General features: G+C 67.5%; 17 protein-coding genes. 3 read left to right on the top strand and 14 right to left on the bottom strand.

The features are described 5' to 3' along the window. Nucleotides 1-53 precede the first annotated feature (53 nt). From AC1DB8_RS04235 to AC1DB8_RS04225, 3 genes are read right to left on the bottom strand one after another with little or no spacing between them, the layout of a single operon-like run. Nucleotides 54-950 carry a glycosyltransferase family 2 protein gene (locus tag AC1DB8_RS04235; protein WP_441417278.1) on the bottom strand — a complete coding sequence of 299 codons (897 nt, stop codon included), beginning with the start codon at nucleotides 948-950 and terminating at the stop codon, nucleotides 54-56. Continuing rightward, entirely contained in the window at nucleotides 950-1,363 is a 414-nt protein-coding gene (locus AC1DB8_RS04230) for a DUF2304 domain-containing protein (protein WP_441417277.1), read from the bottom strand. The genes AC1DB8_RS04235 and AC1DB8_RS04230 overlap by 1 nt, the downstream gene beginning before the upstream one ends. A gap of 3 nt (nucleotides 1,364-1,366) precedes the next feature. Continuing rightward, the gene (locus tag AC1DB8_RS04225; RefSeq protein WP_441417276.1) at nucleotides 1,367-2,140 is read right to left on the bottom strand and encodes a glycosyltransferase family 2 protein; all 774 of its coding nucleotides are present in this window, start codon (nucleotides 2,138-2,140) and stop codon (nucleotides 1,367-1,369) included. 144 nt (nucleotides 2,141-2,284) lie between these two features. Between AC1DB8_RS04225 and AC1DB8_RS04220 the strand changes: the two genes are divergently transcribed. Then, on the top strand, nucleotides 2,285-4,354 hold the full coding sequence (locus AC1DB8_RS04220) for a DUF6541 family protein (protein ID WP_441417275.1): 2,070 nt from the start codon (nucleotides 2,285-2,287) through the stop codon (nucleotides 4,352-4,354). A 96-nt stretch (nucleotides 4,355-4,450) separates the two neighbouring features. Here the strand turns inward: AC1DB8_RS04220 and AC1DB8_RS04215 are convergent, their stop codons facing one another. The 6 genes from AC1DB8_RS04215 to glf form a co-directional block, all read right to left on the bottom strand. Further along, nucleotides 4,451-5,515 (bottom strand): ABC transporter substrate-binding protein, encoded by a 1,065-nt coding sequence (locus AC1DB8_RS04215; protein ID WP_476892251.1) that lies wholly within the window; start codon nucleotides 5,513-5,515, stop codon nucleotides 4,451-4,453. 88 nt (nucleotides 5,516-5,603) lie between these two features. Further along, complete coding sequence (locus AC1DB8_RS04210; RefSeq protein WP_476892250.1) at nucleotides 5,604-7,595, bottom strand: DUF6541 family protein; 1,992 nt, start codon at nucleotides 7,593-7,595, stop codon at nucleotides 5,604-5,606. Between the two features lie 40 nt (nucleotides 7,596-7,635). Further along, on the bottom strand, nucleotides 7,636-8,388 hold the full coding sequence (locus tag AC1DB8_RS04205; protein ID WP_441417852.1) for an ABC transporter ATP-binding protein: 753 nt from the start codon (nucleotides 8,386-8,388) through the stop codon (nucleotides 7,636-7,638). A gap of 5 nt (nucleotides 8,389-8,393) precedes the next feature. Then, nucleotides 8,394-9,284 (bottom strand): ABC transporter permease, encoded by an 891-nt coding sequence (locus AC1DB8_RS04200; RefSeq protein WP_441417272.1) that lies wholly within the window; start codon nucleotides 9,282-9,284, stop codon nucleotides 8,394-8,396. Further along, nucleotides 9,281-11,296, bottom strand: a complete 2,016-nt coding sequence (locus AC1DB8_RS04195) for a glycosyltransferase (protein WP_441417271.1) — start codon at nucleotides 11,294-11,296, stop codon at nucleotides 9,281-9,283. The genes AC1DB8_RS04200 and AC1DB8_RS04195 overlap by 4 nt, the downstream gene beginning before the upstream one ends. Next, nucleotides 11,293-12,480: a UDP-galactopyranose mutase gene (gene glf / locus AC1DB8_RS04190; protein WP_441417270.1), complete on the bottom strand. Its 1,188-nt coding sequence runs from the start codon at nucleotides 12,478-12,480 to the stop codon at nucleotides 11,293-11,295. Before glf ends, AC1DB8_RS04195 begins: the two co-directional genes overlap by 4 nt. A 276-nt stretch (nucleotides 12,481-12,756) precedes the next feature. Here glf and AC1DB8_RS04185 point away from each other — a divergent pair, with 276 nt between their 5' ends. Continuing rightward, the gene (locus AC1DB8_RS04185; RefSeq protein ID WP_476892249.1) at nucleotides 12,757-16,785 is read left to right on the top strand and encodes an FtsK/SpoIIIE domain-containing protein; all 4,029 of its coding nucleotides are present in this window, start codon (nucleotides 12,757-12,759) and stop codon (nucleotides 16,783-16,785) included. Nucleotides 16,786-16,811: 26 nt separating this feature from the next. On the opposite strand, the gene AC1DB8_RS04180 is transcribed toward AC1DB8_RS04185, so the two are convergent. Beyond that, nucleotides 16,812-17,294 (bottom strand): hypothetical protein, encoded by a 483-nt coding sequence (locus AC1DB8_RS04180; RefSeq protein WP_476892248.1) that lies wholly within the window; start codon nucleotides 17,292-17,294, stop codon nucleotides 16,812-16,814. A 239-nt stretch (nucleotides 17,295-17,533) separates the two neighbouring features. On the opposite strand from AC1DB8_RS04180, the gene AC1DB8_RS04175 reads away from it, so the two are divergent. Continuing rightward, nucleotides 17,534-17,782, top strand: a complete 249-nt coding sequence (locus AC1DB8_RS04175) for a WhiB family transcriptional regulator (protein ID WP_003804966.1) — start codon at nucleotides 17,534-17,536, stop codon at nucleotides 17,780-17,782. A gap of 102 nt (nucleotides 17,783-17,884) precedes the next feature. Here AC1DB8_RS04175 and AC1DB8_RS04170 read toward each other — a convergent pair whose 3' ends face one another. The 4 genes from AC1DB8_RS04170 to AC1DB8_RS04155 are packed head-to-tail and all read right to left on the bottom strand — an operon-like array spanning nucleotide 17,885 to nucleotide 26,309. Further along, complete coding sequence (locus tag AC1DB8_RS04170; RefSeq protein ID WP_441417267.1) at nucleotides 17,885-19,354, bottom strand: sensor histidine kinase; 1,470 nt, start codon at nucleotides 19,352-19,354, stop codon at nucleotides 17,885-17,887. Between the two features lie 34 nt (nucleotides 19,355-19,388). Continuing rightward, nucleotides 19,389-24,251: an NAD-glutamate dehydrogenase gene (locus tag AC1DB8_RS04165; RefSeq protein ID WP_476892247.1), complete on the bottom strand. Its 4,863-nt coding sequence runs from the start codon at nucleotides 24,249-24,251 to the stop codon at nucleotides 19,389-19,391. A 58-nt stretch (nucleotides 24,252-24,309) separates the two neighbouring features. After that, nucleotides 24,310-25,668 carry a CpaE/TadZ family protein gene (locus AC1DB8_RS04160; protein WP_476892246.1) on the bottom strand — a complete coding sequence of 453 codons (1,359 nt, stop codon included), beginning with the start codon at nucleotides 25,666-25,668 and terminating at the stop codon, nucleotides 24,310-24,312. Beyond that, the gene (locus tag AC1DB8_RS04155; RefSeq protein ID WP_476892245.1) at nucleotides 25,668-26,309 is read right to left on the bottom strand and encodes a CpaB family protein; all 642 of its coding nucleotides are present in this window, start codon (nucleotides 26,307-26,309) and stop codon (nucleotides 25,668-25,670) included. The genes AC1DB8_RS04160 and AC1DB8_RS04155 overlap by 1 nt, the downstream gene beginning before the upstream one ends. Between the last annotated feature and the right edge of the window lie 79 nt (nucleotides 26,310-26,388).

Here is a 26,388-nt window from a genome sequence, read left to right as displayed (position 1 = left end):
TTAAGTTGTCGATCGGGATCACCACCGCCGCTCCCGGCGGCGGGCTCGGATGGTCAGGGCCTGACGGCGTGCGTGACCAGCTTGCGCAGGCCCGGCCACATTCCCTTCGAGACCACCTTCGGCGTCAGGGACACGGCGTTCAGCCGGGACGTGAGGTGCCAGCGCGCGGCGCGGGCGGCCGAGGACCAGCCCTTGGCGGTGAAGTCACGGACGCACTCGTCGAAGAACGCGCGCTCCTCGGCGAAGCGGCGGCCGTCCAGCGCCCGGACCGAGGAGTCGGACTCGCGGTGGCGGCGGTACTGGAAGCAGACGGTGTCCACGACGGCCATCTTGCCGCCGCTGAGGGTGATGTCGATGGCCAGCGCAAGGTCCTGGACGACGTCGTACTGGGGACGGAAGTCATGCTTCTTGATGGCGTCGGCGCGCCAGGCAACCGACGGGAAGTACAGCCAGTCGCCCACCATGAGGCTTTCCGCGATGGCTTCGCCGGCGACGATCGCTTCCGACGCCTTGCCGACCAGCTTGTGGCGGAGGAACTGCTTGACGGAGTCACCCAGCGGCTGGTAGACGGAGCCGTTCTCGTCGATCACCTCGACACCGGGCTGGACAATGCTGACTTCCGGGTCCTGGAAGGCCTTGCGGACCGTGCTGAGGTAGTTCGGCAGCATCAGGTCATCGGCGCCCATGATGACGACGATGTCGTGCTCAACCAGGCCCACGCACTTCTTGTAGTTGCCGTTGGCGCCGAGGTTGACCTCGTTCCGGTAGTACCGGACCCGGTCGTCCGCGGCCACGAGGCCGGCGAAGTATTCCGGCAGGGTGTCGTCCGGATAGCCATCGTCCACAATCGTGAAGCGGAAATCCTTGTCGTCCTGTGCGAGTACGGAGGAAACAGCAGCCTTCATCATGGCTACGTCCCCGTAGTACGGGAACATTACGTCAATTGTCACTATTTTCTTCTCTCGGTTGGCGGCACGGCGGAAGCCGTCTCGGCCCCGCCTGCCGTCGGCTGGATTGGTTTGGATTCCCGTTGGAGTCGTTCCACGGAGGATCGCAGGATGGCGACTTCTTCCGCAAGAATGCGGGTCTCATCCTCAAGGATGGTGAGTTCGCGGGAGACGTGCAGGCTGACGCCCACGAGCAGCAGGATCGCCAGCGCGAACAGCAGATTGGACGGAACGACGACGCCCACCAGCGCGGCCGCCCAGTTCAGGAGTCTGGGGAAGATACCCAGAATGATGGTCAGCGTGCCGATGACCAGCCACAGGATCGCGTACTTCTCCCGCAACCGGCCGTTGCGAAGCATTATGAGGACTACTGCCACCATCACGATGGACAAAATCAAGGAACCTGCAACGTTCATGCCTTAGGCACTTCCCTCTCCGGCAATGTCGCCGGACAGCGGCGCATGTAGTTCGGCCGCGCGCGGAGTCCGGCGTCGGGCCAGCGCGAAACACAGGACCAGGCCCGAGCGCGCGAGATAGATGGATGCTTTGATGGGCCCCTGGCTGGGGGTACCGGCCTGCCGTTCTTTCATTTCGACGGGCACCTGGGTCACGCGGCAGCCGGACTTGACCGCCACGACCAGCGAATCGATGGTGTCCCCCAGGTATTCGGCCGGGAAATGTGAAATGTACTGCCGCAGTGCGGTTTCGTTCGCGGCGCGGAACCCCGAGGTGACGTCCGTCAGCTGCGTTCCGGCGACCGCCGAGATGACCTTGGCGAGGAAGAACATGGCCCAGCGGCGGGGGCCCTTCGCTCCGTAGTTTCCCTTGCCGGCGAAACGGGCACCAATCGAGATGTCGGCATACTCCAGGCCGGCCAGAACACGGTCGATGTCGTGCGGATCGTGCTGGCCGTCCGCGTCCACCTGGATCACCGAGCTGTAGCCGTTGCGGAGGGCGTACTTGAATCCCGCCCGCATCGCCCCTCCGACGCCCAGATTAAAAGGCAGGCGGAGGACCGTGGCACCGGCTTCCCGGGCAATCCTCGGGGTGTCGTCCTTCGAGCCGTCGTCGACGACGAGGACATCATGCTGGGGGACTACAGCCAGGACTTTCCGGATGGTGTTGCCGATGGCCTCGGCCTCGTTCCAAGCCGGCATGACTATTAAAACGCCGGAACGCTGTGAGTTACCCATGGTTTGAAAGTATAGCAACGTGCCACTGCCGCCCCTTGCCCCGCTGTGCGCTGCCGCCCAGCGCGGCTCCGGCGCCCGCCGCCGGATTCGTGAGGCCGTCCGCATACTTGTAGGGTTGGCTCTGAACCTTAGGAGACTGGATCAATGACTTGGTGGGAAACGCTTCCTACGCTGGCAGCGACTGCGCTGGTTTACTTCCTTCCCGGTTTGATGATCCTGGCAGCTGCCGGTCTTCGCCGGTTGAACCTGGTGGCCCTGGCCGCCCCCGTATCGGCGTCCGTTTCCGGCATGACGGCCATCATGCTGCCGTACCTGAAGCTCCCTTTTAACCCGGTGAGCTACTTCGCCGTCAGCGTGCTCGCGGCGGCCGCCGTGGCAGTGTTCAGGCTGCTCCGCCGCCGACGCCGGTCGGCAGCCGGATCCGAGGCAGCCGGGACCCGGTTCACCGGCTTCCTGGGAGCAAACGTCCCGCTCTCCCCTGCGGACACCGGGATCTGGCTGGCCCGCCTGGCCATTCCCGCCGCCGTCCTCATCCCTGCCGCGATCATCAGCCTTCGCTACATCACCGGCTTCGGATCCCCGGACAGCTTCTCCGAGACGTTCGACAATATCTACCACCTCAACGCGGTCCGCTACATCGCCGATACCCAGAACGGATCGACGCTAACACTGGGCAACCTCACCGCCGCGTCCAAGGGCCTGTACCCGGCGGCCATGCACGACTCCATGGCGCTGGTCCTGATGCTCGGTGCCCCGTCGGTCATGGCCGTGGTCAACGTCGGAACCATCGTTACCGGAGCCATCGTCTGGCCGCTGGGCTGCGTGTTCCTGATCAGCCGGATCGTCGGCTACCGGCCGATGCCCCTGCTGGCGGCTGGAATCCTCTCCGCCGGGTTCAGCGGGTTCCCCTACCTCATGGTGGGCTACGGTGTCCTGTACCCGAACCACGCCGCCATCGCCCTGCTTCCTGCCGTGCTTGGGCTGGCCATCGAGGCCCTCGGGATGTCGCGCACTCCCCCGGGCTCGCCTCTGGCGCCTGTCCTGGCTCTTGCCGCCACCGTTCCGGGCCTCGCCCTCTCCCACCCCAGCACCTTCGTGGCGCTGCTCGGCTTCGCCACCCCCGTGGTGATCGGCCGCCTGATCCGTTCCTGGCTCGCTGCCAGGGAAGGGCTGGTCTCACGGCGGCAGCCGCGGTTCTGGCTGGCCTTCACGGTCGCTTACCTGCTCGCCACCACCGCTGTCTGGGTGGTCGCCCGCCCCAGCCTCAGCTCTGCCGGCTGGACCCCGTTCCAGACCAACGCACGGGCCATCGGCGAAATCCTCGGCAGCGCGCCCATGGGGACCACCACTGCCTGGGTCATGCTGGTCCTGACCATCGTGGGGCTGTACGTCATCGCACGCCAACTGCGACGCTACTGGTGGGTCGCCGGCATGTACGCCGCCGGCGCCGTGCTTTACCTGGTGGTTTCCAGCTGGAGCAACGGCTTTTTCCGCAATTTCCTCACCGGAGTCTGGTACACGGACAGCTTCAGGCTTGCCGCACTGCTCCCGGTGGTGACTCTCCCCGTCGTCGTGCTTGGCGCCGAATGGGTGATCTGGCGCGTCCGCGCCCTGACCGGCGCCCTGATCGCGACCGCGAAGGAACGGCCGGCAGCCCTTCCCCGGGCAGCCTCGGGCATGATCGGCCGGCTGCCGGCGTCCTCGGGCATCGCGATGGGCTGCGTGGTACTGCTGGCCCTTGGCCTCGGCGCCCAGGGCGGAACCCTCTCCACGGTCCAGAACCGCATCAGCACCATCTTCACCACGACGCCGACGGCCTCGCTGCTGTCGACCGACGAGGTCTCACTGCTCAACGAAGTGGCGGCCATTGTGCCCGAGGGCGACGTCGTGGTGGGCAACCCCCGGACCGGCGCCTCGCTGGTTTATGCCTTCTCCGGCCGCCGCGCCCTGGCCCCGCATATCTTCGGCATCCGCACCCCGGAGGAACAGCTCCTCCTTGACCACTGGGACGAAGCCGCCTACAACGCCGCAGTATGCCCGGCGATCAAGTCGCTCAAGGCCTATTGGGCACTCGACTTCGGCAACACCGAGATCACCCCGCGTGCCGAGCCGCTCGTGGGCGTCCGCGACCTGACGGACAACACCGCCCCGGGAGTAAAGCTCGTCAAGGCCGTGGGCAGCGCCCGCCTTTTCCGCGTGACTGCCTGCGGGTAGCGCCCTGCCAGCAAAAGAGCCAGGCCGGGGACGATGTCCCGGCCTGGCTCTTCGCTTTCCTGCGTACTACTACTTTCCGTACTACTTTCCTGCGTACTACTTGCCTGCGCTGCGCTGCTGTTCATAATAGGCCGCCTTCGCCAGTTCCGGAACAATGTTCCGGCCGGCCCAAGCGACTCCCAGCGCGGAGCCGGACCGCAGGGCCTGATCCTCGATCCCCGCAGCATAAAACAGGGAGGGCTGCTTGGCTGTCGTCAGCGCCGGGATCTTGCCGCCCGCACGCAGGGAGGCCATGTCGTCCTGACTGATGGAGGCCACCAGGATGTCCGCGGTGAGTTCATCGGCGCGTTCGTGCGGCCACACGTAGGCGACCGGCGACTTCTGCCCGCCGGTGGCACGGCCTTCTGCCTTGACCTTGGCCAGCGCCGGGGCCGGAGCGAGACCGAAATCCTTCAGCACGCCCAGCACCACGGAATCGTCAGGATAGACCTGGATGTCGGCGCCGTCCGCGGACGACGCCGCCGCGAACAGGACGGTGGTTCCCTTGAGTCCGGCGTAGTCACGGACCGAATCCCTGACCGCCCCCTCGGTCTTGGCCTGCAGCTCGGAGGCAGCGCTGCTACGGCCCAGGACCTTTCCGATAAGTGCCGACCGCTGGCGCCAGTCACGGCCCGAATCCGCCGACTCGGAGAGCACTACCGGCGCGATCTCCGAGAGCTTGTCGTAGTCGGCGCGGGTGATGCTGCCGCCGACGGCCAAAATGACATCCGGATCAAGATTGCGGATGTCATCGAGCGGCATCGCGACTTTGTCATTGAGGAGGAACGGAGGGGCGCCGTCGATGTCCCGCATCGCGTCGGTGAACCACGGCGACGAGGCGGAGCCGGAGATCCCCACCGGGGCCAGACCCAGCGCGGCCGCCGTGTCGGCGTCTGCGCTGCTCAACGCCACGACGCGCTTGGGCGGCGCGGCTACCGTCGTCGTCCCGTAGCTGTGGGTGAGGCTCAGCGGAAACGCGCTGGCTGAGACCTCGACTGCGTCACTGCCCTTGGTCGAGCTGCAGGCGGGCAGCGCCAGGGGCAAGGCAACAATGGCGGCGAGGAATCCGCGCCGGCCGACCACCTTGCCGGTCGTTGGTCCATTCGGCGGCGTCATGGCCATGTTTGAATCCTCAGTATTTCGGTGGTGGACAATGGTGCGGGCCCGCTGGACAGGTCCGAGTGTATCGCGTGCAAAAAGGGCGGCCCGTTTACCTGCATGCGGTCAGTTTCAGGAGTTTGGCCTCGCCGTGCTGGTCGACCACCTTGGCCACGCCGGCCTTCTCAAGGTCGGCCAGGCCGGGCGCGGGGTGGTGCTCGTTATTGATTTCCTGGGTGCCGAAGTCCAGGACGTAACCGATGCCGAGCCGCGACACCGCGGGGCAGACGTCAGGGTCCGTCTTGGCGTTCCGCAGCCGGGCCAGGATGGTCTTGTCATCCGGGCTCTCGTTGCTGGTCAGGATGTGAAGTTGCATGGTGCGCCGGCCGGCCAGGGCGTAGGCCAGGGCGCTGCCGTTTCCCGGGTTCGAGGCGATGACCTCATCCGCCGGAACGTACTGGTCCAGCTCGGCCAGGACGGCGGCTTCATCCGAGGTGAGCAGCGGCGACTCCGCCGTCAGCGCATAGCTGCCGCGGGCCAGTGAGACCATGTCCGGAACGCTGCCCAACTGGGTGAGGACCACCAGCACCACGGCGCCGGCTGCCGACACGGTCGCCTTCACTGGCTTGCGGGACAGCAGCGGACTCCGCGACGGACCGGCGTCGCCGACGCCGGCTGCACCCGCGCCGGCCACGGCGAGCCGGGACCGGAGCCATGTCCAGGCGGCGGTTGCCCCGACGGCGGCCGGCACTATCACCGCCACCGGCAGCAGGGCGGCCAGCCGGTAGCTGTCGCTGTACCAGGTGCCGGAGAGCAGGTAGCGCAGCCGGCCGGCGGGGAAGCTGGAGACGGCCACAAAGAGCAGCGCCGCGATGAGCAGGACGCCGATCAGCCACCAGTTGCGCCGCTTGCGGGCGGCCAGGACGACGCCGACCACCGTGAGTAGCGAGATTGCGACGGCGGGCGAGGTGCCCAGGGGCGCATTGCCCGCCACTTGCAGCAGCGCCCGCGGGATGGACTGAACCGGCGGCCAGAAGGCTGCCGCGAAGGATGGCCTGGCGAAAACCCAGAGGCCCAGCGCCGCCGCGCCTCCGACCAGGAGGGCGGCGCTCCAGGCGGCGGCCTTCGCCTTGTTCGCCGCCCAGTCCCGGCGCCATTTCAGGATCGAAACCACGTAGACGTACAGCACGGCGGGAGCCAGGAACGCCAGGAAGGCCAGGAAGGTGCTGGGGTGCGCCTGGGCAACGCCGGCCGAGGCGAGCCCCAGCACGACCAGTGGCAGCGGTCCCCGAAGCTCCGGAACTGCTGAAAGCCCCAGGGCCTGCACGCCCAGCGCGAGCAGGGCCGGCAGCAGGGACAGCGACAGCAGGTTCGGATAGAGGACACCGAAGTGGATCATGAGCAGGGGAAACGCTCCGAACCCGGCGGACAGGATGCCCGCGATGAAGGCGGCGTCCCTGCGCTGGCCCAGGGCCTGCTGGCAGAGGTAGACGCAGCCTAGGGGCCATGCGATGGACGCGATGGCGATGTTGCCGGCGTTGACCGCGACGGGGACAGAAGCCATGGAGGTCTCGGCGATCAGCGAGATGAACGCATGCCAGCCCGCCGGATAGAACGAGCCGCCGGTCATGGCGCCGAGGGTCAGCGACGACGCCTGGCCGGTGTCCTCAATAAAGCGGATGGCATTCAGGTGGAAGATGTTGTCGAAGGTCTGGGAAATGTGCTCCGGGGACCCGATGACCTCCACCATCCGCGCACAAATGATGATGCCGCCGAGGCCGGCACCGCCAAGGGCCCACCAGAACCGCGGATCGATCCGCCGCTCCGTTTGAAGCCCGCGCCATCGTTCCGGCAGCACGTGCCGGAGACCCACGGCCGCGAGGACAGTGACGGCGGTCAGGCCGGCGACCGGCAGAAGCGACCACGGGACTTTCAGGAACGGGGCCAGCAGGCCCGCAACGGACACCAGTGCGATTGAGAGCACCGGTGACAGCGCGGCAACGGCAAATGCCCGGAAGCCGAGGGCACGCCCGAGGACCAGTCCGGGCACGACCAGCACCAGGACGGCCGTCAGTACCGCGGGCAGGCTCGCAAACCAGGACATCTGTGGCAACTCCTCAAGAGATGGGGCGGCGGACGGCGGACTAGGACGCCGCGGCCGACCGGCGTCGCAGTTCCGTCACGACTTCAGCGACCGGTCCGTCCAGGACGACGTTGCCGTGCTCGAGGAGGACCCCCCGTTCGCAGACGGTGGAGACAAGGTCGAGGTCATGGCTGACGACAAAGAGTGTCTTCCCTGCCTCCGCCAACTCCTTGATTTTCGCGATGCACTTGCGCTGGAACGGTTCGTCGCCGACCGCAAGGATTTCATCGATCAGGAAGATCTCCGGGTCCGTGTGCACGGCAATCGAGAAGGCGAGACGCAGATACATTCCCGAGGAGTAGAACTTCACCTCGGTGTCGATGAACTCCCCGATTTCGGCGAATTCAACGATCGAGTCGAACATCTCGTTGATCTGCTTTTCCGTCATGCCCAGGATGGCACCGTTCAGGTACACGTTGTCCCGTCCGCTGAGGTCGTGGTGGAAGCCCGCTCCGACCTCGATCAAACCGGCCACCCTCCCCCGCGTCCGGACGGTACCGGCATCGGGCTGCAGCACGCCGGAGATGAGCTTGAGGAGCGTCGATTTGCCCGAGCCGTTGAGGCCGAGCAGCGCCACGGTCTCCCCCTGGTGGACGTCCAGGGAGACGTCCCGCAGCGCGTCGAAAACCTTGTACATGTCGCCCTTGCGCCCGCGGACAAACCAGACCAGCGCTTCCTTCAGGGACCTGGTGTGCCGCAGCACGAACTTCTTGCGCACGTCCGTGCACGTAATCGCCAGCATTTTTTCCTGCATGACTTTCACAGCTCCTGGGCAAAACGGACGGAAAGCTTGCGGAAGACCAGCTGGCCGATGAACAGGATCACCAGCGAGACGCCGAGCGCCACCGGCGCCCAGACCGAAGCGAGCCCGTGCATGACCGGGGCGGCCGCGACCTGGTCGGCGTTCAGGGTCGGGTACCAGAAGCCCCAGTGGAAGATCTCCACCGCGACGGTCATCGGGTTCAGCTGGTACAGGAAGAAGTACGGGCCGAGGGCCCGCTCCACCATGGTCCAGACGTACAGGACCGGCGAGGCCCAGGTCACGATCATGAGGATCATGTCGACGATGTTTTCCGAGTCCCGGAAGTACACGTTGGCGGCTCCGAAGAGGAGTCCCAACCCGGTGGCCAGCACGCCGACGATGATGAAGGCGAGGACCACGGCGGCGAGCTGCAGGATGCTCGGGGCCCAGCCCGCCATCAGGCAGGCACCGATGAGCACCAGCGTCTGGGGCAGGAAGTGGATGGCGGATACCAGCAGCGTCGAGACCGGAAACAATTCACGCGGCAGGTAGATCTTCCGGATCAGGTCCCGGTTGTCGACGATCGAACGGGTCGAGTTGCCAAGGACCTCAACGAAGAAGTTCACCAGGATGATTCCGGAGAAAAGGTAGATCGCGTAGTTCGGGGTGCTGCCTTGGAGGTTCAGGAAGATGCCAAGCGCCACAAAGTAGACCAGGAACTGCATCAGCGGCTTCACATAGGACCACAGCAGCCCGAGGACCGAGCCGCGGTAGCGGACCTTGATTTCCTTGCGCACCAGGAGCTTGAGCAGGAACCACTGGCGGAACACGTCCCGCAGCCCTCCCCCTTCGCCGGGGGTGGTCAGCGGGGAAACCACTGTTCCGCCACCGGATGGAGTGGCGGTCATATCTTCGCCTCTCCCCTCTCCTGTTCCTTGACCGCGACAGCCTCGAAGGTTTCCCGCCAGGCCGCCTGGCCGGTGAACCCGGGCAGCGCGTCCTTGTACCGGCGGGCGTTGTTGTCCCATTCGGCCATCAGCTTCATGTGCAGCCTGACCGTCCGCAGGAGCATGCTTCCGAACTGCTTCCGGTCACGCTTGTACCAGGACGCGCCGCTGCCGTCCGAGGAGGACACGAGGGCAGAGTCGAGTGCCGCGAGCCGCCACCAGCGCGCCTCCACAGCCGGGACGGCCACTTCGGGATTCGTCATTGCGTCCTCGCGGACGGGACGCAGCTGGCGCAGCAGCCCGGTGACCGCGCGAACCAGCGATTCCGCCACGTAGTTCGGTTCGTGTTCCGCATCCACTTCACCGGAGCGGAGGACACGCGGGAACGAGTGCAGGTCCGGAGTGATCCGCGCGTCGGTGAAGTCGGCGCGGGTTTTCCGCACCCAATCCAGCCTATCCGCGATAGTCGCGTGAAGGTGCTCGGGTCCGCTGAGCACGTCCTCGAGCGCCTTGAGCCGGACTTCAACGGCGGAATACTGCATCGAGATCAGGTGCCGGACATCCACCGCGATGCTTTCGAACGGCATCCGGCCGCCCTTTTTACGCGGTGAGTGGCTCAGCGCCGCCACCCAACGGTTGCGCTGGTGGTAGTAGGCCTGCCAGTCGATGGTGTCGTCTTTTTCGCTCCAGGGCATGTGCCAGACGGCGGCGCCGGGCAGGGTCACCGTGGTGATGCCGTGTTCCTTGGCGCGGATGCCGTATTCGGCGTCGTCCCACTTGATGAAGACGGGGAGGGCGTAGCCGACCTCGCGGACGATCGAGGTGGGGATCATGCACATCCACCAGCCGTTGTAGTCGACGTCGATCCGGCGGTGCATCCAGGGCGTGGTGCGCAGGTTGCTGGCGCCGAAGTCGTGGGCCTCTTTGGTGTTCACGGCGGGTCGCCAGAAGTAGCGGGCGTCGTCGACCTGCTCGCCGTAGGTGTGCAGGACCGAGCGCTCGTACAGGTTGAACATGTGCCCGCCCACGATGGTGGGCGTCCGCGTGAAGTCCGCGAAGCTAACCGCGCGCAGGATGCCTTCGGTTTCGATGCTGACATCGTCATCGAGCAGCATGACGTACTTGCTGCGCCCATCCTTCAGCGTCTCGTCCATGCCGCGCGAGAAGCCACCGGAGCCGCCGATATTGCCCTGCTCGATGATCTTGAGCCGGTCCCCGAGAATCGCCGCCTGCTCCTCGAACTGCGGCTGGGCGCGGACCTTGTCGGTCCCCTGGTCCACCAGGATGAAGCGGTCCAGGATCTTGACGACGTCGGCGTCCCCGGCCAGCGTGCCGATGTGGCGCAGCGCGTAGTCAGGCCGGTTGAAGGTGGTCACCGCGATAGAGAGGGTGCCGGGCACGAACCCTTCGGGTTCGCGGACGGACCACCCGGCACTCCTGAGGGTTACCGGGGTGCCGTGGGCCACGAGGTCGAACCAGTACCAGCCGCCGTCGACGAACGACTTCAGCGGCAGGTCAAAGGTGACCTCTCCGCCTTGCGAGGCGTGGGTGCTGTCCACCCGGTTCGCCGTGCCGCGGGGGCTGGAACGGTAGACAATGACCGTTGCCTCGGCGTCGACGTCGACCGTCAGCCGTACCGTCTCCACGGCGGTGTGGTTCCGCCAGTAGCTGGCGGGGAACGCGTTGAAATAGGTTCCCAGCGAAACCCTCCGGAACTCCGGCAGCGTCATGCTGTTGCGGCCGGTGATGAAGCCGGAGTGCTGGGGCGAGGTAGCCGGAACCGTCGGGGGCGCCGAGATCCGACCCCGCCGGAGGGCGCGCTTGGACAGCTGCACCACGCGCTGGACCGGGTTGAAATCGACGTACAGCGGAAGGACGTCGGTGTCGCCGTCGACCGGCAGCACGACGCGGTGGACAGTCCGGAAGGGGCGCTGGTCTTCAGCCCGTGTCGATGCGTCCACGGCTACGCTCATGCGTCCACTCCTCCGCTTTCAATCTTGGCGCCGGCCTCGAAGTGGGGGCGGATTTTGTTCTCGAACATGGTCAGGGCGGAACCGATGGCCATGTGCATGTCCAGGTACTTGTAGGTGCCCAGGCGCCCGCCGAAGAGCACGTCCCGCTCGGCGGCCGCGAGGTCGCGGTACTTGAGCAGCCGTTCGCGGTCGGCGGCGGTGTTGATTGGGTAGTAGGGCTCGTCGCCCTTCTCGGCCGCGCGGGAGAACTCACGCATGATGACGGTCTTTTCCGTCTGGTACTCGCGCTCGGGGTGGAAGTGGCGCGGCTCGATGATGCGGGTGTAGGCGACGTCGTCGTCGTTGTAGTTCACCACGGAGGTGCCCTGGAAATCCCCGACGTCGAGCACCTCCTCTTCGAAGTCGATGGTGCGCCAGGAGAGGTCGCCCTCGGCGTAGTCGAAGTAGCGGTCCACCGGTCCGGTGTAGACGACCGGGATGTTGCCGACGACCTTGTCCTTGCTGTACTCGTGCGACTCATCGAAGAAGTCGGTGTTGAGCCGGACCTCGATGTTCGGGTGCTCGGCCATCTTCTCGATCCACGCGGTGTAGCCGTTCGTCGGCAGGCCCTCGTACTTGTCGTTGAAGTAGCGGTTGTCGTAGTTGTAACGCACCGGGAGCCGGGAAATGATGCCCGCGGGCAGGTCCTTGGGATCCGTCTGCCACTGCTTGCCGGTGTAGTGCTTGATGAACGCTTCGTAGAGCGGCCGGCCGATCAGCTGGATGCCCTTGTCGTTCAGGTTCTGCGGGTCGGTGCCCGCGAGCTCTCCGGCCTGTTCCTTGATCAGGTCCTGGGCCTGGCCCGGGGTCAGGTTCGCACGGAAGAACTGGTTGATGGTGGCCAGGTTGATGGGCAGGGAGTAGACCTCGCCCTTGTGGACGCCGTAGACCTTGTGCACGTAGTTGGTGAACGTCGTGAAGCGGTTGACGTACTCCCAGACGCGTTCGTTGGAGGTGTGGAAGAGGTGGGCGCCGTACCGGTGGACTTCGATCCCGGTCTGCTCCTCCTTTTCGCTGTAGGCATTGCCGCCAATGTGGTGGCGGCGGTCGATAACGACGACCTTCAAGCCCAGCTCAGTGGCGGCCTGTTCTGCGATTGTCAGGCCGAAAAAGCCCGACCCTACGATGACGAGGTCAGCGGTCACAAAATCTCCTGGTTCGAATGTGGGCAGCGCAACGTTGTGCATTGTCTGCTGCTCTAGACTACCGAGGCTTTTGCCGGAGCCACGAATCGCGGCGCCCGCCACGGTGTGCCGCCGGAGCTGTCCGGTCCCGAGCCGCACCTGGTTGCCCCCGGCGGGTCTTTTCCACATCGGCTCCTTTTCCACATGGCCGGATTCGATGGCCTGCCGGCCCGGGGCCCTTCCCTAGCGTGGGTTTAGCGCGCGTCCCAGCGCCTGACCGCAGGAAGGAGGCCCCCGGTGTTGCTGCAGTGCACCCTGGTCCGTGGACCCGTCGCGGCACAGCCGGGGATGCCCGTGGAATTGTCCATCGAACTGCCGGCGGGCTGCCCCGGCGCGGAACTGGAGTCAGCGGTGGCCCGGAAGTACGGCACGGTCCGGCTGACGGTGGCCGGCTCTCCTCTCGACGCCCTGACCGCCGGCAGCGCCCCGCTGGTCAACGGCGCCGTCCTGATCGACGGCGCCGGTGCCGGTCCGGCCTCCGACGGCGGTTCCGTCTCCGGCGCGGCCTTGCTGCTGGCTGTGCTCAGCGGACCAGGCGCCGGGACGGTACTTCAGCTGCGCCGGGGCCGCTACCTCTTGGGCCGCGCCGGCACGGAACTCGTGCTTCCCGATCCCGAACTGTCCCGCGAACACGCCCGGCTGGAGGTTACCGATTCCGCGGTCACCCTGGTCGATCTGGGCAGCGCCAACGGAACCACCGTTGACGGCCGTCCGGTGAAGAGCGGCCGGGTCACGAGCGACTCCGTCATCGGCTGCGGCCAGTCCACCCTGGGCCTGGTGTTCCGCGCCGGGCGGTGCGGCGACGGGGCCGGAGGTGCCGGGGCCGGAAGTGCCGAGGCCGGCACTGACACGACGGAAGCACTGCGGATCCCCAATCCGGGCTCCCCGGCCAACCGCGCCGTGCTTCTCCTCACCGCGGTCCTGCCCTTGGCCGTGGGCGCCGCACTGGCCGTCGCCACTGGCATGTGGATGTTCCTGGCATTTTCCGCGGTTTCCGGAGTGGCCGTGCTGGTACCGGCGCTGTCCGGCCGAAGACGGCGCCGTGAGCTGAAGGCGGCCGTAGCGACCGCGGCGGACGCGGACCGCGATCGACGACGCCGGGCCGCGCCGTCTGCCGCCGCTCTGGTCACCGACGCCGGGCCGCCGGAGTCCAGCGGTGCAGCGGAGGTTGAACCCGGGCCCGTGTGGCTGCGGCTCGGGCTGGCCCCGGGGAGGGCGAGAATCCGGTTAGACCCGGACGATCCCGGGTTCAGCGCCCCGCCCGTGGGCCCCGTCCCCGTGTGCCTGGACCCCTCGGCCCCGACCGAACTCCGGGGCCCGGCAGACTCCCTCGCGGGGCTGATCCGCTTCCTGGTCATGCAGCTTGCGAGCTACCCCCGGGCAGGCCGAACCCGGGTGCTGCTGCATGGCCCGGCGGCGTCCCTGCCCCTGGCGGCCCGCTTCCTGGCGCGGGTTTCCCTGTCCGCCAGTGATTCAATGACCGCCGCGCACCTTGCCGCCGGCCCCGGCCCAGGCTGTGACCGCGGCGTGCTGATCATTGTCGCGGACACCGGAGGCGCCTCGGCGCTCTGCGCTGCGGCAACTCCGAACGGCTGGCAAGTACTCTGCTGTTCCGCTGCTGAGCAGACCGGTGCCGGCCGCCAGTCAGTCGTGCTCGGCGAGCGCCGAGCCTTTCTCTTCTCTGGCACCGCGAAAACCGCCTTTGCCCCCGACCTTGTTCCGGAAGACGTCTTTGACCGCTTCTGCCGGAACCGGAGCCAGCATGAAACCGCCACAGACAGCGAAACTGGGCAGATCCCGGACGATTGCCGCCTGGCCGACTTCCTGCCGCTCTCGGCCGCGGATGTGAAACAGCGTTGGGAATCCGTGGGCCGGTCGCTGATGCGGGGGCTGTCCGTTCCTGTTGGCCGCGCGGCATCCGGGCCGCTCCACGTGGACCTGCAGGCGGACGGCCCCCACCTGCTCGTGGCGGGAACCACGGGCTCCGGAAAATCTGAGTTCCTGAGGACTCTGGTGGCCGGGCTGGCGGCCAGCTACCCGCCGGACCTGGTTAACCTGCTGTTTGTCGATTTCAAGGGCGGCTCCGGGCTAGGGCCGTTGACCGGGCTGCCGCATTGCGTCGGCATGCTGACCGATTTGTCGAGCCACGAAGTGGAGCGCACTCTCGCCTCGCTCCGCGCCGAGGTCCGCCACCGGGAGGAGTTGCTGGCCGCGGGCGGCGTGCCTGAACTCACCGCCTACCAGGCACACGCCCTCGATACCGCCCAGGCGCCAGCCCTGCCGGCGCTGCCCCATCTGGTCCTGGTGATCGACGAATTCCGGATGCTGGTGGAGGAGGCGCCCGCCGCGCTAAGGGAGCTCATGCGGATCGCAGCCATCGGGCGCTCTTTGGGGATCCACCTCGTAATGGCCACGCAGCGGCCGCAGGGGGCGCTCAACGCGGACATCCGAGCCAACGTCACAAGCAGCATCGTCCTGAGGGTCCAGTCGGAGCTCGAGTCTTCCGACGTCATGAACTCGCGGCTCGCCGCCGCCATTCCGCTGGGGTGTCCGGGGCGCGCCTACCTCGTGCGCGGAAGCGGGAGACCCGAGGAATTCCAGACCGCCGCCCTGGCGGCCCCCTCGCCCCCTGCGGGCACCGTCGTGACGGTCACGGAAGCCGCGACCCTGCTGCAGCGGAGACCCGCTGGCCTCCAGCCCCGCACGGATCGGGCCGTTGCTCCCAACCCGCAGCAGGACGTTTCTCGCCTGGTGCGCCTGACATCACGGCTGTGGGCGGAGGACGGCGGCGCGCTCCCCCGGCGCCCGATAGCGGAGCCGCTGGCGGGATCGCTGCCGCTTCCCCGCCACGCGGCCGGCCCCGCCGCCGCGGGGCCCGCGCGCGGGCTGCTGCTGGGGATGCTTGATGTGCCGGAAGAGCAGCGACTTCGTGAGCTCCGCTGGTGTCCGCTCGGCCATGGCCATCTGGTCCTCGTCGGCGGCGCCCGGGGCGGGACGCCGGCCGGGCTGGCAGGTGCCCTGAGTCTCACAGTGGACCGGCTGTTGGACAGCGCGGCCGAATCGCACCTGTATATCCTCGATGCGGATGGCTCCCTCCGCGGTGCAGCCGCCTCGCCCAGAGTCGGCGCATGGACAGGCGCCCACGAGCTGCGTCGGGCTGTCCGGGTACTCGAACGGCTGGCCGAGGAGATCCGCAGCAGGCTGGCCGCTCCCCGAACAGCGGACACCCCGGCGCTGGTTCTTGTACTGAACAACTGGGGGTCGTGGGTATCAGCATTCCGGGCCGGCCCTCTGGCCTGGGCCGAGGACATCGTCCACGACATCATCCGCGACGGCCCCGCGGCGGGCGTTGCGGCCGTCGTATCCGGCGAGCGCGAACTCGTGGCCGCGCGGTTCTTCGCTGCGCTTCCCAACCGCATCTTCTTCCCCGCCGGGTCGACAGAGGAAACCCGGCACGGCTGGCCGCGACTGCCGGATATTCCGTCGATCCCCGGCAGGGTGGCCGTCGCCGGTCCCTTCGCCGAAACCTCCCCGCACGCAGCCCAGCTCTACGGGCCGGCGGATGCAACATCCAGGCCGCGCACCACCGTGCCTCTAAGCGAGAGCCCCACGGCCCGGCCGTTCCGCGTCGAGCCGCTTCCGGCAAGAGTGACCGTCGCCGAGGTCCGGGCCCGAATCGGCCCGGAGTCTCCGCAGCAGGCACCCCCGGCAAAAGGCGTCCGGCTCTGGATCGGGGTGGGCGGGGACGAACTCGAACCGGTCGGTGTTCCGCTGCCACCGGCCAGCGTTCTTGCCGTCCTCGGCGGACCGGCTTCGGGGAAAACGTCCCTTGTCCGGGCGTTGCCGGATCTCAATCCCTTCGCGGACTGGCTGCCGCCCGCGGTGGGAAGCGATCCGGCCCGGCAGTGGTCCGCCGTCCTGGAGCGGGCGCGCACCGGACAGCTCGACCACGCGGCCATCGTGGTGGTTGATGACGCGGATCTCCTGGGCCTGGACGCCAACCTGCGGCTGTCGGAGCTCAACTCCTTGGGCTGGACGGTCGTGCTGACCGCGGGCTACAGTCCCGCGATCCAGCAGCGCGTGCCGCTAACGCTCCAGGCCCGCGGCCAGGGCAGCGGGATCCTGATCGGTCCCCGGAAACTGATGGACGGCGACCTTCTCGGTGTCCGGTTCGAACCGGAGCCCAGCCCGCCGCCCGGCCGCGCCCTTGTCGTGGTGAATGGCCGGACCTCGGCCGTGCAGCTGGCGGTCGCGGAACCGCCGTAGGCCGGACTTGCGTCTGTCCCGCGCGCCTACAGGGCCCGGCTTGAACCGCCCGGCCGGGACGCGAACGCAATGACCCGCTTGTCGAACAGCAGCACGATGGCCAGGGCCGCCGGCAGCAGCATGGCGAGTCCGGCCAGGGGGTAACCGCCGGTGAGGGTCGGGAAGCCGATGGTGAGCATGAACAGCTGGGCCACCAGCGCTCCGGCCCTGGGCCAGCGGTACCCGCGGAAGAGGAAATGGCTCACGGCAAAAAGCCATGCCGAGAACGCCAGCAGCAGACCGAGGGTGAAGACCGCGCCCCAGAAGGACAGGACGGGTGCACCGGTCAGCAGCTGGAATCCGTACCAGCCTGCGGCCACCAGCAGCGCCGCGGCCTCCAGGGCTGTGACGACCGATACGACGGTGATTCCGGCAGGTCTGGCGGCGGGAGCCGGCACCGGGCCGCCTGCCTCTGGACCGCCGGGCTGCGGGTCAGCGGGATCTGCGGGGTTCACTGGGGGTCTTGACACACTGGCACCCTACCGGACATAGTCAAACAGAATTGGGGGTTCCGCCAGGCAATGTGACGCATCGCTCACGATTTGGCGGCATTTGTTCGGCAAATACCCCTTGTTTACACAGCGTTAACATGACACGCTTAATCCAGATGACCGAGGGGGCCCACAGGGCCCCTTTCTTATGAAGCCTCTAGTGAATAATTTCACAAGAGGCATTTAACGAATTCCCAGGAATGGAGTTACTGATCAGCATGGATTGGCGTAACCGCGCAGCGTGCCTTGACAAGGACCCGGAGCTGTTCTTCCCCGTCGGAAACACCGGCCCCGCACTCCTGCAGATCGAGGAAGCAAAAAGCGTCTGCCGGCGCTGCCCCGTTGTGGACACTTGCCTCCAGTGGGCCCTCGAATCGGGCCAGGACGCGGGCGTCTGGGGCGGCATGAGCGAAGACGAACGCCGCGCCCTGAAGCGCCGCGCGGCCCGCGCCCGCCGCGCCTCCTGATTTTCAGCCTTCGGGCGACCCAATCAGCAGTGGCCTCGGACCGACTGGTCCGAGGCCACTGCTTGTTTAAGCGCCGCGTCTAACGCCGCGTCGTGGCCGCCCTTAGCGTGTGGCGAGGCTCAAGACCACCTGCACTGCGGTTCCGCCGCCCTCCCGCGGCTTCCATTGGATGCTGCCGCCGAGCTCGCTCGTCACGAGGGTGCGCACAATCTGCAGCCCCAGGCCTTCGGTGTAGGAGCCGGCCGGCAGCCCGACGCCGTCGTCCGCCACCGTCACGGTGAGCAGTTCGTCACCGTCCTCGCTCTCGGAGCGGTCGGCGATCAGCCAGACCGTCCCGGCCCTGCCCTCGAGCCCGTGCTCGACGGCGTTGGTCACGAGTTCGTTGATGACGAGGGCCAGCGGCGTTGCGAAGTCGCTCGGCAGCTCCCCGAACAGCCCGGAACGCTGGGTCTTCACTTGCTGCGAGGGCGAGGCAACCTCGGCTGACAGGCGGAACTGGCGCCCGATCAGCTCATCGAAGTCGACGCTCTGGGTCAGGCCCTGCGACAGCGTTTCGTGGACCAGGGCGATGGTCGCGACCCGCCGCATCGCCTGTTCGAGTCCCTGTTTGGCCTCGTCGCTGACCATCCGGCGCGACTGCATGCGCAGCAGCGCCGCCACGGTCTGCAGGTTGTTCTTGACCCGGTGGTGGATCTCGCGGATGGTGGCGTCCTTCGTGACGAGTTCCATTTCCCGCCGGCGCAGCTCCGAGACATCGCGGCAGAGCACCAGCGCCCCGAAGCGCTGCTGTTCGTCCCGCAGCGGGATGGCCCGGAGCGAAAGGCTGACGCCGCGGGACTCGATCTCGCTGCGCCACGGCATTCGCCCAGTCACCACCAGAGGCAGGGTCTCGTCGACCATGCGGCGGTCCCGCAGCAGCCCTGCCGTGACTTCGGCCAGTGACCGGCCCTCCAACGATTCGCCGTCGCCGAGCCGGCGGAAGGCGGAGACGCCGTTGGGGCTCGCGTACTGCACGATCCCCTCGGCGTCGAGCCGGATTAGGCCGTCGCCGACGCGGGGGGCGCCCCGTCGCGATCCGGTGGGCGAGGCAAAATCCGGCCAGAGTCCCAGGGTGCCCATCCGCAGCAGGTCGTAGGCGCACTGCCGGTAGGTCAGTTCCAGCCGCGACGGCATCCGGGAGCTGGAGAGGTCCATGTGCGAGGTCACGATCGCGAGCGTCCGGCCGTTGCGGACCATCGGCACGGCCTCGACCCGCATTGCCATGTCGCTGCTCCAGTTGGTCTCGTTGGAGCGTTCGATGGTGCGGCTTTCCCAGGCTTTGTCCACAAGCCGTTTCAGGTCCGAACGGATCCCCTCCCCCACGAAGTCGGCGTGGAACACCGTATGCGTGGTGGAGGGGCGCACGTGGGCCAGCGCCACGTAGCCAAGTTCGGGGTGCGGGAACCACAAGGCGAGGTCGGCGAAGGCAAGGTCGGCGACCATCTGCCAGTCCCCCACGAGCAGATGCAGCCACTCGGCATCCCCCGGCCCGAAATCAGCATGCTCCCTGATAGGGTCCGTAAAGATTGCCACAGCACCTCCATTTGCGACGCGGGGCCGGCAGACCCTAGCGTCGGACGATTGACCTCAAGAGCCTCAATGCTACCGAGAGCGAGGCCATGTCATCGGCCTCGAGGGCGTTCACCTCGTCGAACATGCTCTTCGCCCGCCCAAGCTGCTCCACATTCTGGCTTTCCCAGGCCACCAGCCGCTCTTCCGCCGGCATATCCGCCGACGTCGCCTCCAGGACCGCCGTCGTCATATCCGAGACGGTCGAGTAGAGGTCGTCGCGGAGGGCCGCACGGGCCAGGGCCTGCCAGCGGTCCTTCCTCGGCAGCTTGGTGATGCGCTCGAGCAGCGAATCGGCGTGGAACCGGTTGAAGACCGTGTAGTAGACGTGCGCGATGTTCTCCACCGGCTCCGGGCTGACGTGCACAATCTTGGCGATGTCCAGCAGCACGAAGCTTTCGAACAGCTCCGCCCAGCGGTGCGCCAGGTCCTCGGGAAGCTCCCAGCTGCGGGCCTTTTCGAGCCACTGCGACACCCGCTCCCGGTCATCGCCGCGCAGGTAGTCCAGCAGCCGGGCCCGCATCGGATCCATCAGCGGCTTGAACTCCGCCACAATCTCCGCGATCGGCCGCGCGGCGTTGCCCTGGCTCAGCACCCAGCGGACGGCACGGTCCAGGAGCCGGCGGATGTCCAGGTGGACGGTGCTCCAGTGCTCGGTCGGGAACGACGCCGGCAGCTCGTTGAGTTCGGCCACCATGATGTCCAGCTCGTAGACCTCGCGGAGTGCGACGAACGCCTTGGCGATGGCCGACTGGGTGGCTGAGGTCTCCTCCATGGCGCGGAACGCGAACGTGATGCCGCCCAGGTTGATCATGTCGTTCGCGACGACGGTCGCGATGATTTCCCGGCGCAGCGGGTGGGTATCAAGTTCGGCGTCGAACCGTTCCCGCAGCTGCTTCGGGAAGTAGGCGCGGAGCGTCTCGCGGAACCACGGATCCTCCGCGAGGTCGCTGTCGCGCAGCGCCGTCGCGAGTTCGATCTTGGCGTAGGCGGCCAGCACGGAGAGTTCCGGGGAGGTCAGTCCCTGGCCCTGTTCGAGCCGCTCACGCAGCGTCTCGGTGGTCGGCAGCGCCTCGAGTTCACGCTTGAGGTCGGCCGATTTCTCCAGCCAGTCCATCAGCCGCTCGTAGCTGGGGCTCCACTCGGCGACCCGCATGCGGTCGTTGAGCAGCAGGATGTTCTGGTCGATGTTGTCCTCGAGCACCAGGCGGCCGACTTCGTCGGTCATCGAGGCGAGGAACTCCGCACGTTCGGCCGGATCCAGCTTGCCGGCGGCCACCATACGGTCCACGAAGATCTTGATATTGACCTCGTGGTCCGAGCAGTCCACGCCGGCCGAGTTGTCGATGGCGTCCGTGTTGAGGATGACGCCCTGCAGTGCGGCCTCGATCCGGCCGCGCTGGGTCATGCCCAGGTTGCCGCCTTCACCGACCACCTTCACCCGCAGTTCGCGGCCATCGACGCGGATGGCGTCATTGGCCTTGTCGCCGACCTCGGCGTTGGTCTCGGTGCTCGCCTTGACGTAGGTCCCGATGCCGCCGTTGTAGAGCAGGTCGGCCGGGGCCAGCAGGATCGCCCGGAGCAGTTCCGGCGGGCTGAGCCGGGTGGTGCCTTCCGGCAGCCCCAGCGCGGCCCGGACCTGCTCGGAGACGGGAATCGACTTAGCCTGGCGGGCGAACACGCCGCCGCCTTCGCTGATCAGGGACTTGTCATAGTCGTCCCAGGAGGAGCGGGGCAGATCGAAGAGCCGCTGCCGCTCCGTAAAGGAGGCTGCCTCGTCCGGGTTCGGGTCCAGGAAGATGTGCCGGTGGTCGAACGCGGCGAGCAGCCGGATGTGCCGCGAGAGCAACATGCCGTTGCCGAAAACGTCGCCGGACATGTCGCCGACGCCGACGACCGTGAACGGCTCTGCCTGCGTGTCCAGGTCCAGCTCGCTGAAGTGCCGCTTGACCGATTCCCAGGCGCCGCGGGCGGTGATGCCCATGGCCTTGTGGTCGTAGCCGACGGAGCCGCCGGAAGCGAAGGCGTCGCCGAGCCAGAAGCCGTATTCGGCGGAAAGGCTGTTGGCGATGTCGGAGAACGAGGCGGTGCCCTTGTCGGCCGCGACCACGAGGTAGGAATCGTCGCCGTCGTGCCGCACGACGTCGGCCGGGGGCACCAGCCTCTCGCCCTCCGGGGTGGTGACCAGGTTGTCGGTCAGGTCCAGCAGCCCGCGGATGAAGGTCTTGTAGCTTTCGATGCCCTCAGCCATCCAGGCGCTGCGGTCCGCCGCGGGGTCCGGAAGCTGCTTGGCGTAGAAGCCGCCCTTCGCGCCGGTCGGAACGATCACGGCGTTCTTGACGGTTTGTGCCTTCACCAGGCCCAGGATTTCGGTGCGGAAGTCTTCCCGGCGGTCCGACCAGCGGAGTCCGCCGCGCGCCACCTTGCCGAAGCGCAGGTGCACGCCTTCGACCCGGGGCGAGTAGACCCAGATCTCGAACATCGGCCGCGGGAACGGCAGGCCGTCAATGCCGGAGGGGTCCAGCTTGAAGCTGACGTGCGTCTTGTTCTGGTAGAAGTTGGTCCGGAGCGTGGCCTGGATCAGGTTCTTGAAGGTGCGCAGCACCCGGTCGGCGTCGAGCGTGGCCACCTGCTCGATGGCCGTGTCGAGCCCGGCGCGGACCTGGTCCTGGCGCTGTTCGCGTTCGCCGTCGGGCAGCGCGGGGTCGAAGCGCGCGGCGAAGAGCGCGTTCAGGCCCCGGGCCACGTCCGGGTTGGCCAGCAGCGTGTCGGCCATGAATTCGAAGGAGTTGGTGTTGCCCATCTGCCGCATGTACTTGGCGTAGGCGCGCAGCACGATGACCTGGCGCCAGTGCATGCCTTCGCGCAGCACCAGGCGGTCGAAACTGTCCGATTCCACCACGCCGGACACTGCCGCGCCGAAGGACTCGCCCAGCAAGGCTCCGGTGCGCTCCGGGTCCACCCCGGCCGGGTATTTCAGGCCAAGGTCGTAGAGGAAGAAGTCGCGGTGGTCGGCCGTTTCGATCTCAAAGGGGCGTTCGTCCAGGACCTCAAGGCCGAGGTTGTGGAAGTAAGGCAGGATCTGGCTCAGGCTCTTGGGCTCGAGCATGTACAGCTTGACGCGGGCGTCCTCCTCGAGGGTGGCGCCGGCACCGTGCGGAAGGTACACGTGCACGCCCGGCCGCTCCCCGCCCGGCTCGCCGGTGCGCTCGGCGGCGCCGTACTTCTCGAAGCGGGCGATGTCCTCGAGCGCGTCCTCGACTTCGTAGTCGACGCGGTAGCTGGCCGGGAACGCCTCGGCCCAGACGGCGGCGAGTTCCTTGGCTCCGTTCTCGCCGTCGGCGCCGGCCCTGGCGCGCAGGACCTCGGTGATGCCTTCGCTCCAGGACCGGGCGGCGCGGACCAGGCGCTTTTCCAGTTCGTCGCTGTTGACGTGGCTGACGTCCGCATCCTTGGGCAGCCGGATCCGGAAGAACAACCGGGCCAGGGCGGATTCGGTCATCCGCGCCTCATAGTCGATCGACACGGCGTCGAACGTCTCCCGCAGTTCCTTCTCGATGCGCAGCCGGACGTTGGTGGTGTACCGGTCCCGGGGCAGGTAGACGAGGGCAGACATGAACCGGCCGTAGATGTCCGGGCGCAGGAACAGCCGGGTCCGGCGGCGTTCCTGCAGGCGCTGGATGCCGGTGGTGATGGCTGCGAGGTCCGGGATTTCGATCTGGAAGAGCTCATCGCGCGGATAGGTCTCAAGGATGCCGAGCAGGTCCTTGCCCGAGTGGGAGTCCGGCGGGAAGCCGGCGTCGCGCAGCACGGCGTCGACCTTTTCACGGACGACCGGGATATCCCGGACGGAACCGGCGTAGGCGGTCGTGGCAAACAGGCCGATGAAACGCCGTTCGCCGTTGACGTTGCCGGCGGCGTCAAAGCTCTTCACGCCGATGTAGTCGAGGTACGCCGAGCGGTGAACGGTGGAGCGGGAGTTGGCCTTGGTGATTACCAGTGCCCTCTTCTCGCGCGCCTTCTTCCGGCCCGTTTCGGTCAGGTGCTGGATCTGGTGGCGGGTGTCGGCGCCGTTGCGCAATAGGCCGAGCCCGCTGTCCTCCCGCAGTTCCAGCACATCCTCGCCGGATTCATTCTTCAGGTCGTATTCGCGGTAGCCGAGGAAGGTGAAGTTGCCGTCGTCCAGCCAACGGAGCAGTTCCTGGGCCTGGCGCAGTTCGGCGATCTGCGCAGCCTGCGCCACCTTGTCGAGGTCGTCGGAAATCTCGTGCGCCTTGTTGCGCATCTTCGGCCAGTCTTCGACCGCCGCACGGACGTCGCCGAGCACCCGCGAAAGGCCCTCGATCAGCTGCTCCCGCTTGGCGTCGTCGACCCGTTCGATTTCGACGGCGATCCAGGACTCCATGTGCGAGGCGTTGTCCCCCTGGGCGATCAGGTGGGACAGGTTGGGCATCGCCGCTGTGTCGCCGCTGGAGATGCCCAGGTGCGAGGGGACCCGGGCCACCTTGACCAGCCGGCCGGTCTCGCGGTTGCGGGTGACGACGAAAAGCGGGTGGATTACGAGGTGGATCGGGGACTTCTGCCGGACCAGCTCGGTGTTGACGGAGTCCACGAGGAATGGCATGTCGTCGGTGACGATGTAGACGACGCTGGACTCAGCCTCGTCGGAGATCGAAATGTTCGCCACACCGGGCTGCCGGGTTGCGGCCACCTGCAGGTGCGTTTGTGACCGTGAGGTCAGGACGTCATCGCCGTAGGCGCGGGCATCCTCCTCGGCGAGATGTTCGTAGTAGTCCCCGAAGTACCCTTCGCTGGCACCGATCGAAACGGGTTGATCCTCCACGCTGGACCCAGACGACATCGACAAACGCCTCCATCAAAAAGTTCACGGCCGCACCGTTGCAGCCCTCATGGCGAGCCTAGTCTTTTAGCCGGGGCTTTGCTGTGGAAGAAAGGACAGAGGATTTAAGATTTTGCTGGGCAGGTGCACAAACCAAGCTCCGGATGGCCCGGCGGAGGGTGGAATCCGGTGCGCTCTCGAGCAGCAACGAGCCAGCCAGCAGGGCGGCGTCACAGGCCGCCGGGTCCGCGGGGAGGAAGGCTTCCAGCGGTACGGTCGGGCCGTAGCGCGCCCAAGCCTCACGAAGCTGGCGTTCCGGGGAACGGCCGACGGCGGAGGCGCGCACCTTGTTCAGGACCACGCGGGGACGCGCCTGCGGGACGGCGGCGTCCAGCTCGGCCAGTCCGCGCACCAGCCGTGGCACTCCGACCGGGTCGGCGGCGCCGATGGCATAGACGGTGTCGGCCATTTCGAGGCTTCGCAGGGTGGCCGCGTTCCGGCGCGGCGCCATCGAGTCAAAGCTGAGTTCCTCGTCGGCCTCCAGGCAGAAGCCGGCGTCGATCACCGTGACCTCGGCGATCTCCCGGGCCCGCTCGTAGACCAGCGCGAGTGCCGCCGCCCGAAGTTCGGTCCAGCGGTCGGCTCGGGTAATGCCGGTCAGCACCCGGAACGTTCCGGCGCGGGTGGATACCGGGACGGCGATTTGGCGCAACGCTTCGCCGTCGAGCAGGCCCTGGTCGGCCAGCCGGCAGGCCTGCGCAAGTCCGGCCGCTTCGTCCAGCAGCCCCAACACCGCCGCGACGCTGGCGCCATAGCTGTCGGCGTCGACCAGCAGGACGGACTTTCCCTCCGCTGCCAGTTCGCCGGCCATATTGGCGGCCGTCAGCGTCCGACCGGGCGATCCGGCGGGACCCCAGACGACGATAATTCTCCCCGTTCCCGTTGCAGTTCCCGCTTCCCCGGCGCCGGGCCCGGGGCCAGCCCGCTCCGCCCCGGCCCCGCCGTCCAGAGTGCGGTCCGGGCCCGCCTGCGTGTGAAGGGCCGCGGAAGGGTCGGCCAAGCCGCTTGCCGGCGGACCGGGCCGCGCACCGGCAAGTTCCGCCACCGCGCCCGCGATCAGGGCGGCGAGCGCGGCTGCTCCCACTCCGGAAACCTCCGGGGTAACGCCGATCCCCCGAAGCCTGGCCGATTCCTCCGGGCTGTCGGTCAGCGCCACCACGGCGACTCCCACGGCGGACAGGCGGTCGACCAGCGAGGCGGTAAGCTCGCCGGTCCCCTCGGCGACGACGGCGGCCCGCGCCAGGCCGGTCTGGCAGACGGCCAGCAGTTCGGCGAGCTCACTGCAGCGCCGGACGACGGACACCGGGCCATGGAGCCGCTCCAGCCCGCCGACCAGGTCGTCCCGGGTCCGGCCCACCGTCACCACCGGAATGCCCATCAGGGCGCGCCTCCAGGATTCCAGACCACGGAGATCTTTGCCTTGTTGGCCTGTGCCCCCAGCAGTTTGGGCATCTGCCCGTCCGACACGAGGACCATCACCACAGTGGACCGCTGTGAGCCCAGGGCGGTGCTTCCCGGGGTGAGCTGCGCAATCTCGGCCCCCGGCAGCAGCAGCGTCGGCTCGCTGAAACCGTTGCGGGTATCCGGCAGCGCCACCCAGACATCCACGCGGGAGCCCGCCACCGCCTGCGGCGGCAGCGCCTCTTCAACGGAGATGGCGACCGGCTTGCGGTCCAGGGCGTCCAGCCTGCCGAAGCTTTCGCGCGGCAGGAGCTGGTCCTTGCCGATGCGCTGGAGGGCGACCAGGCCGCCGTCCATGCCGGACTCCGGAGTGAGGTACTGCGGCTCGACGTCGCCCAGCCGGACCTTGACGCGGTGCAGCTTGTCCGGAGAGACCTTCTCCCCGACCGCAATCGGCTCGCTGGCGGCGTAGGCCTCGGTGGTCTGGTCCGCTGCCGCCACGAGTGACACAACGCCGACTACGGAGGCCAGCACCAGCAGGATGCCCACGAGGAGCCGCGGGTCCTTCCACGAGGGCCGCTTTAACCGGGCGCCGCCGGCTACCGTGCTCACACTCATGCGTCCTGCTCCCCCTGTAGTCGCAGCCCGGGCCGCGGGCTCCGGACACCCCTATTCTCACGAATTGGCGGCCCTGCGG

The organism is Arthrobacter sp. 10N410 (genome assembly GCF_056394945.1).
The sequence above is the reverse complement of the archived record's forward strand: the minus strand, read 5'-3'. Positions and strand labels throughout refer to the sequence as shown.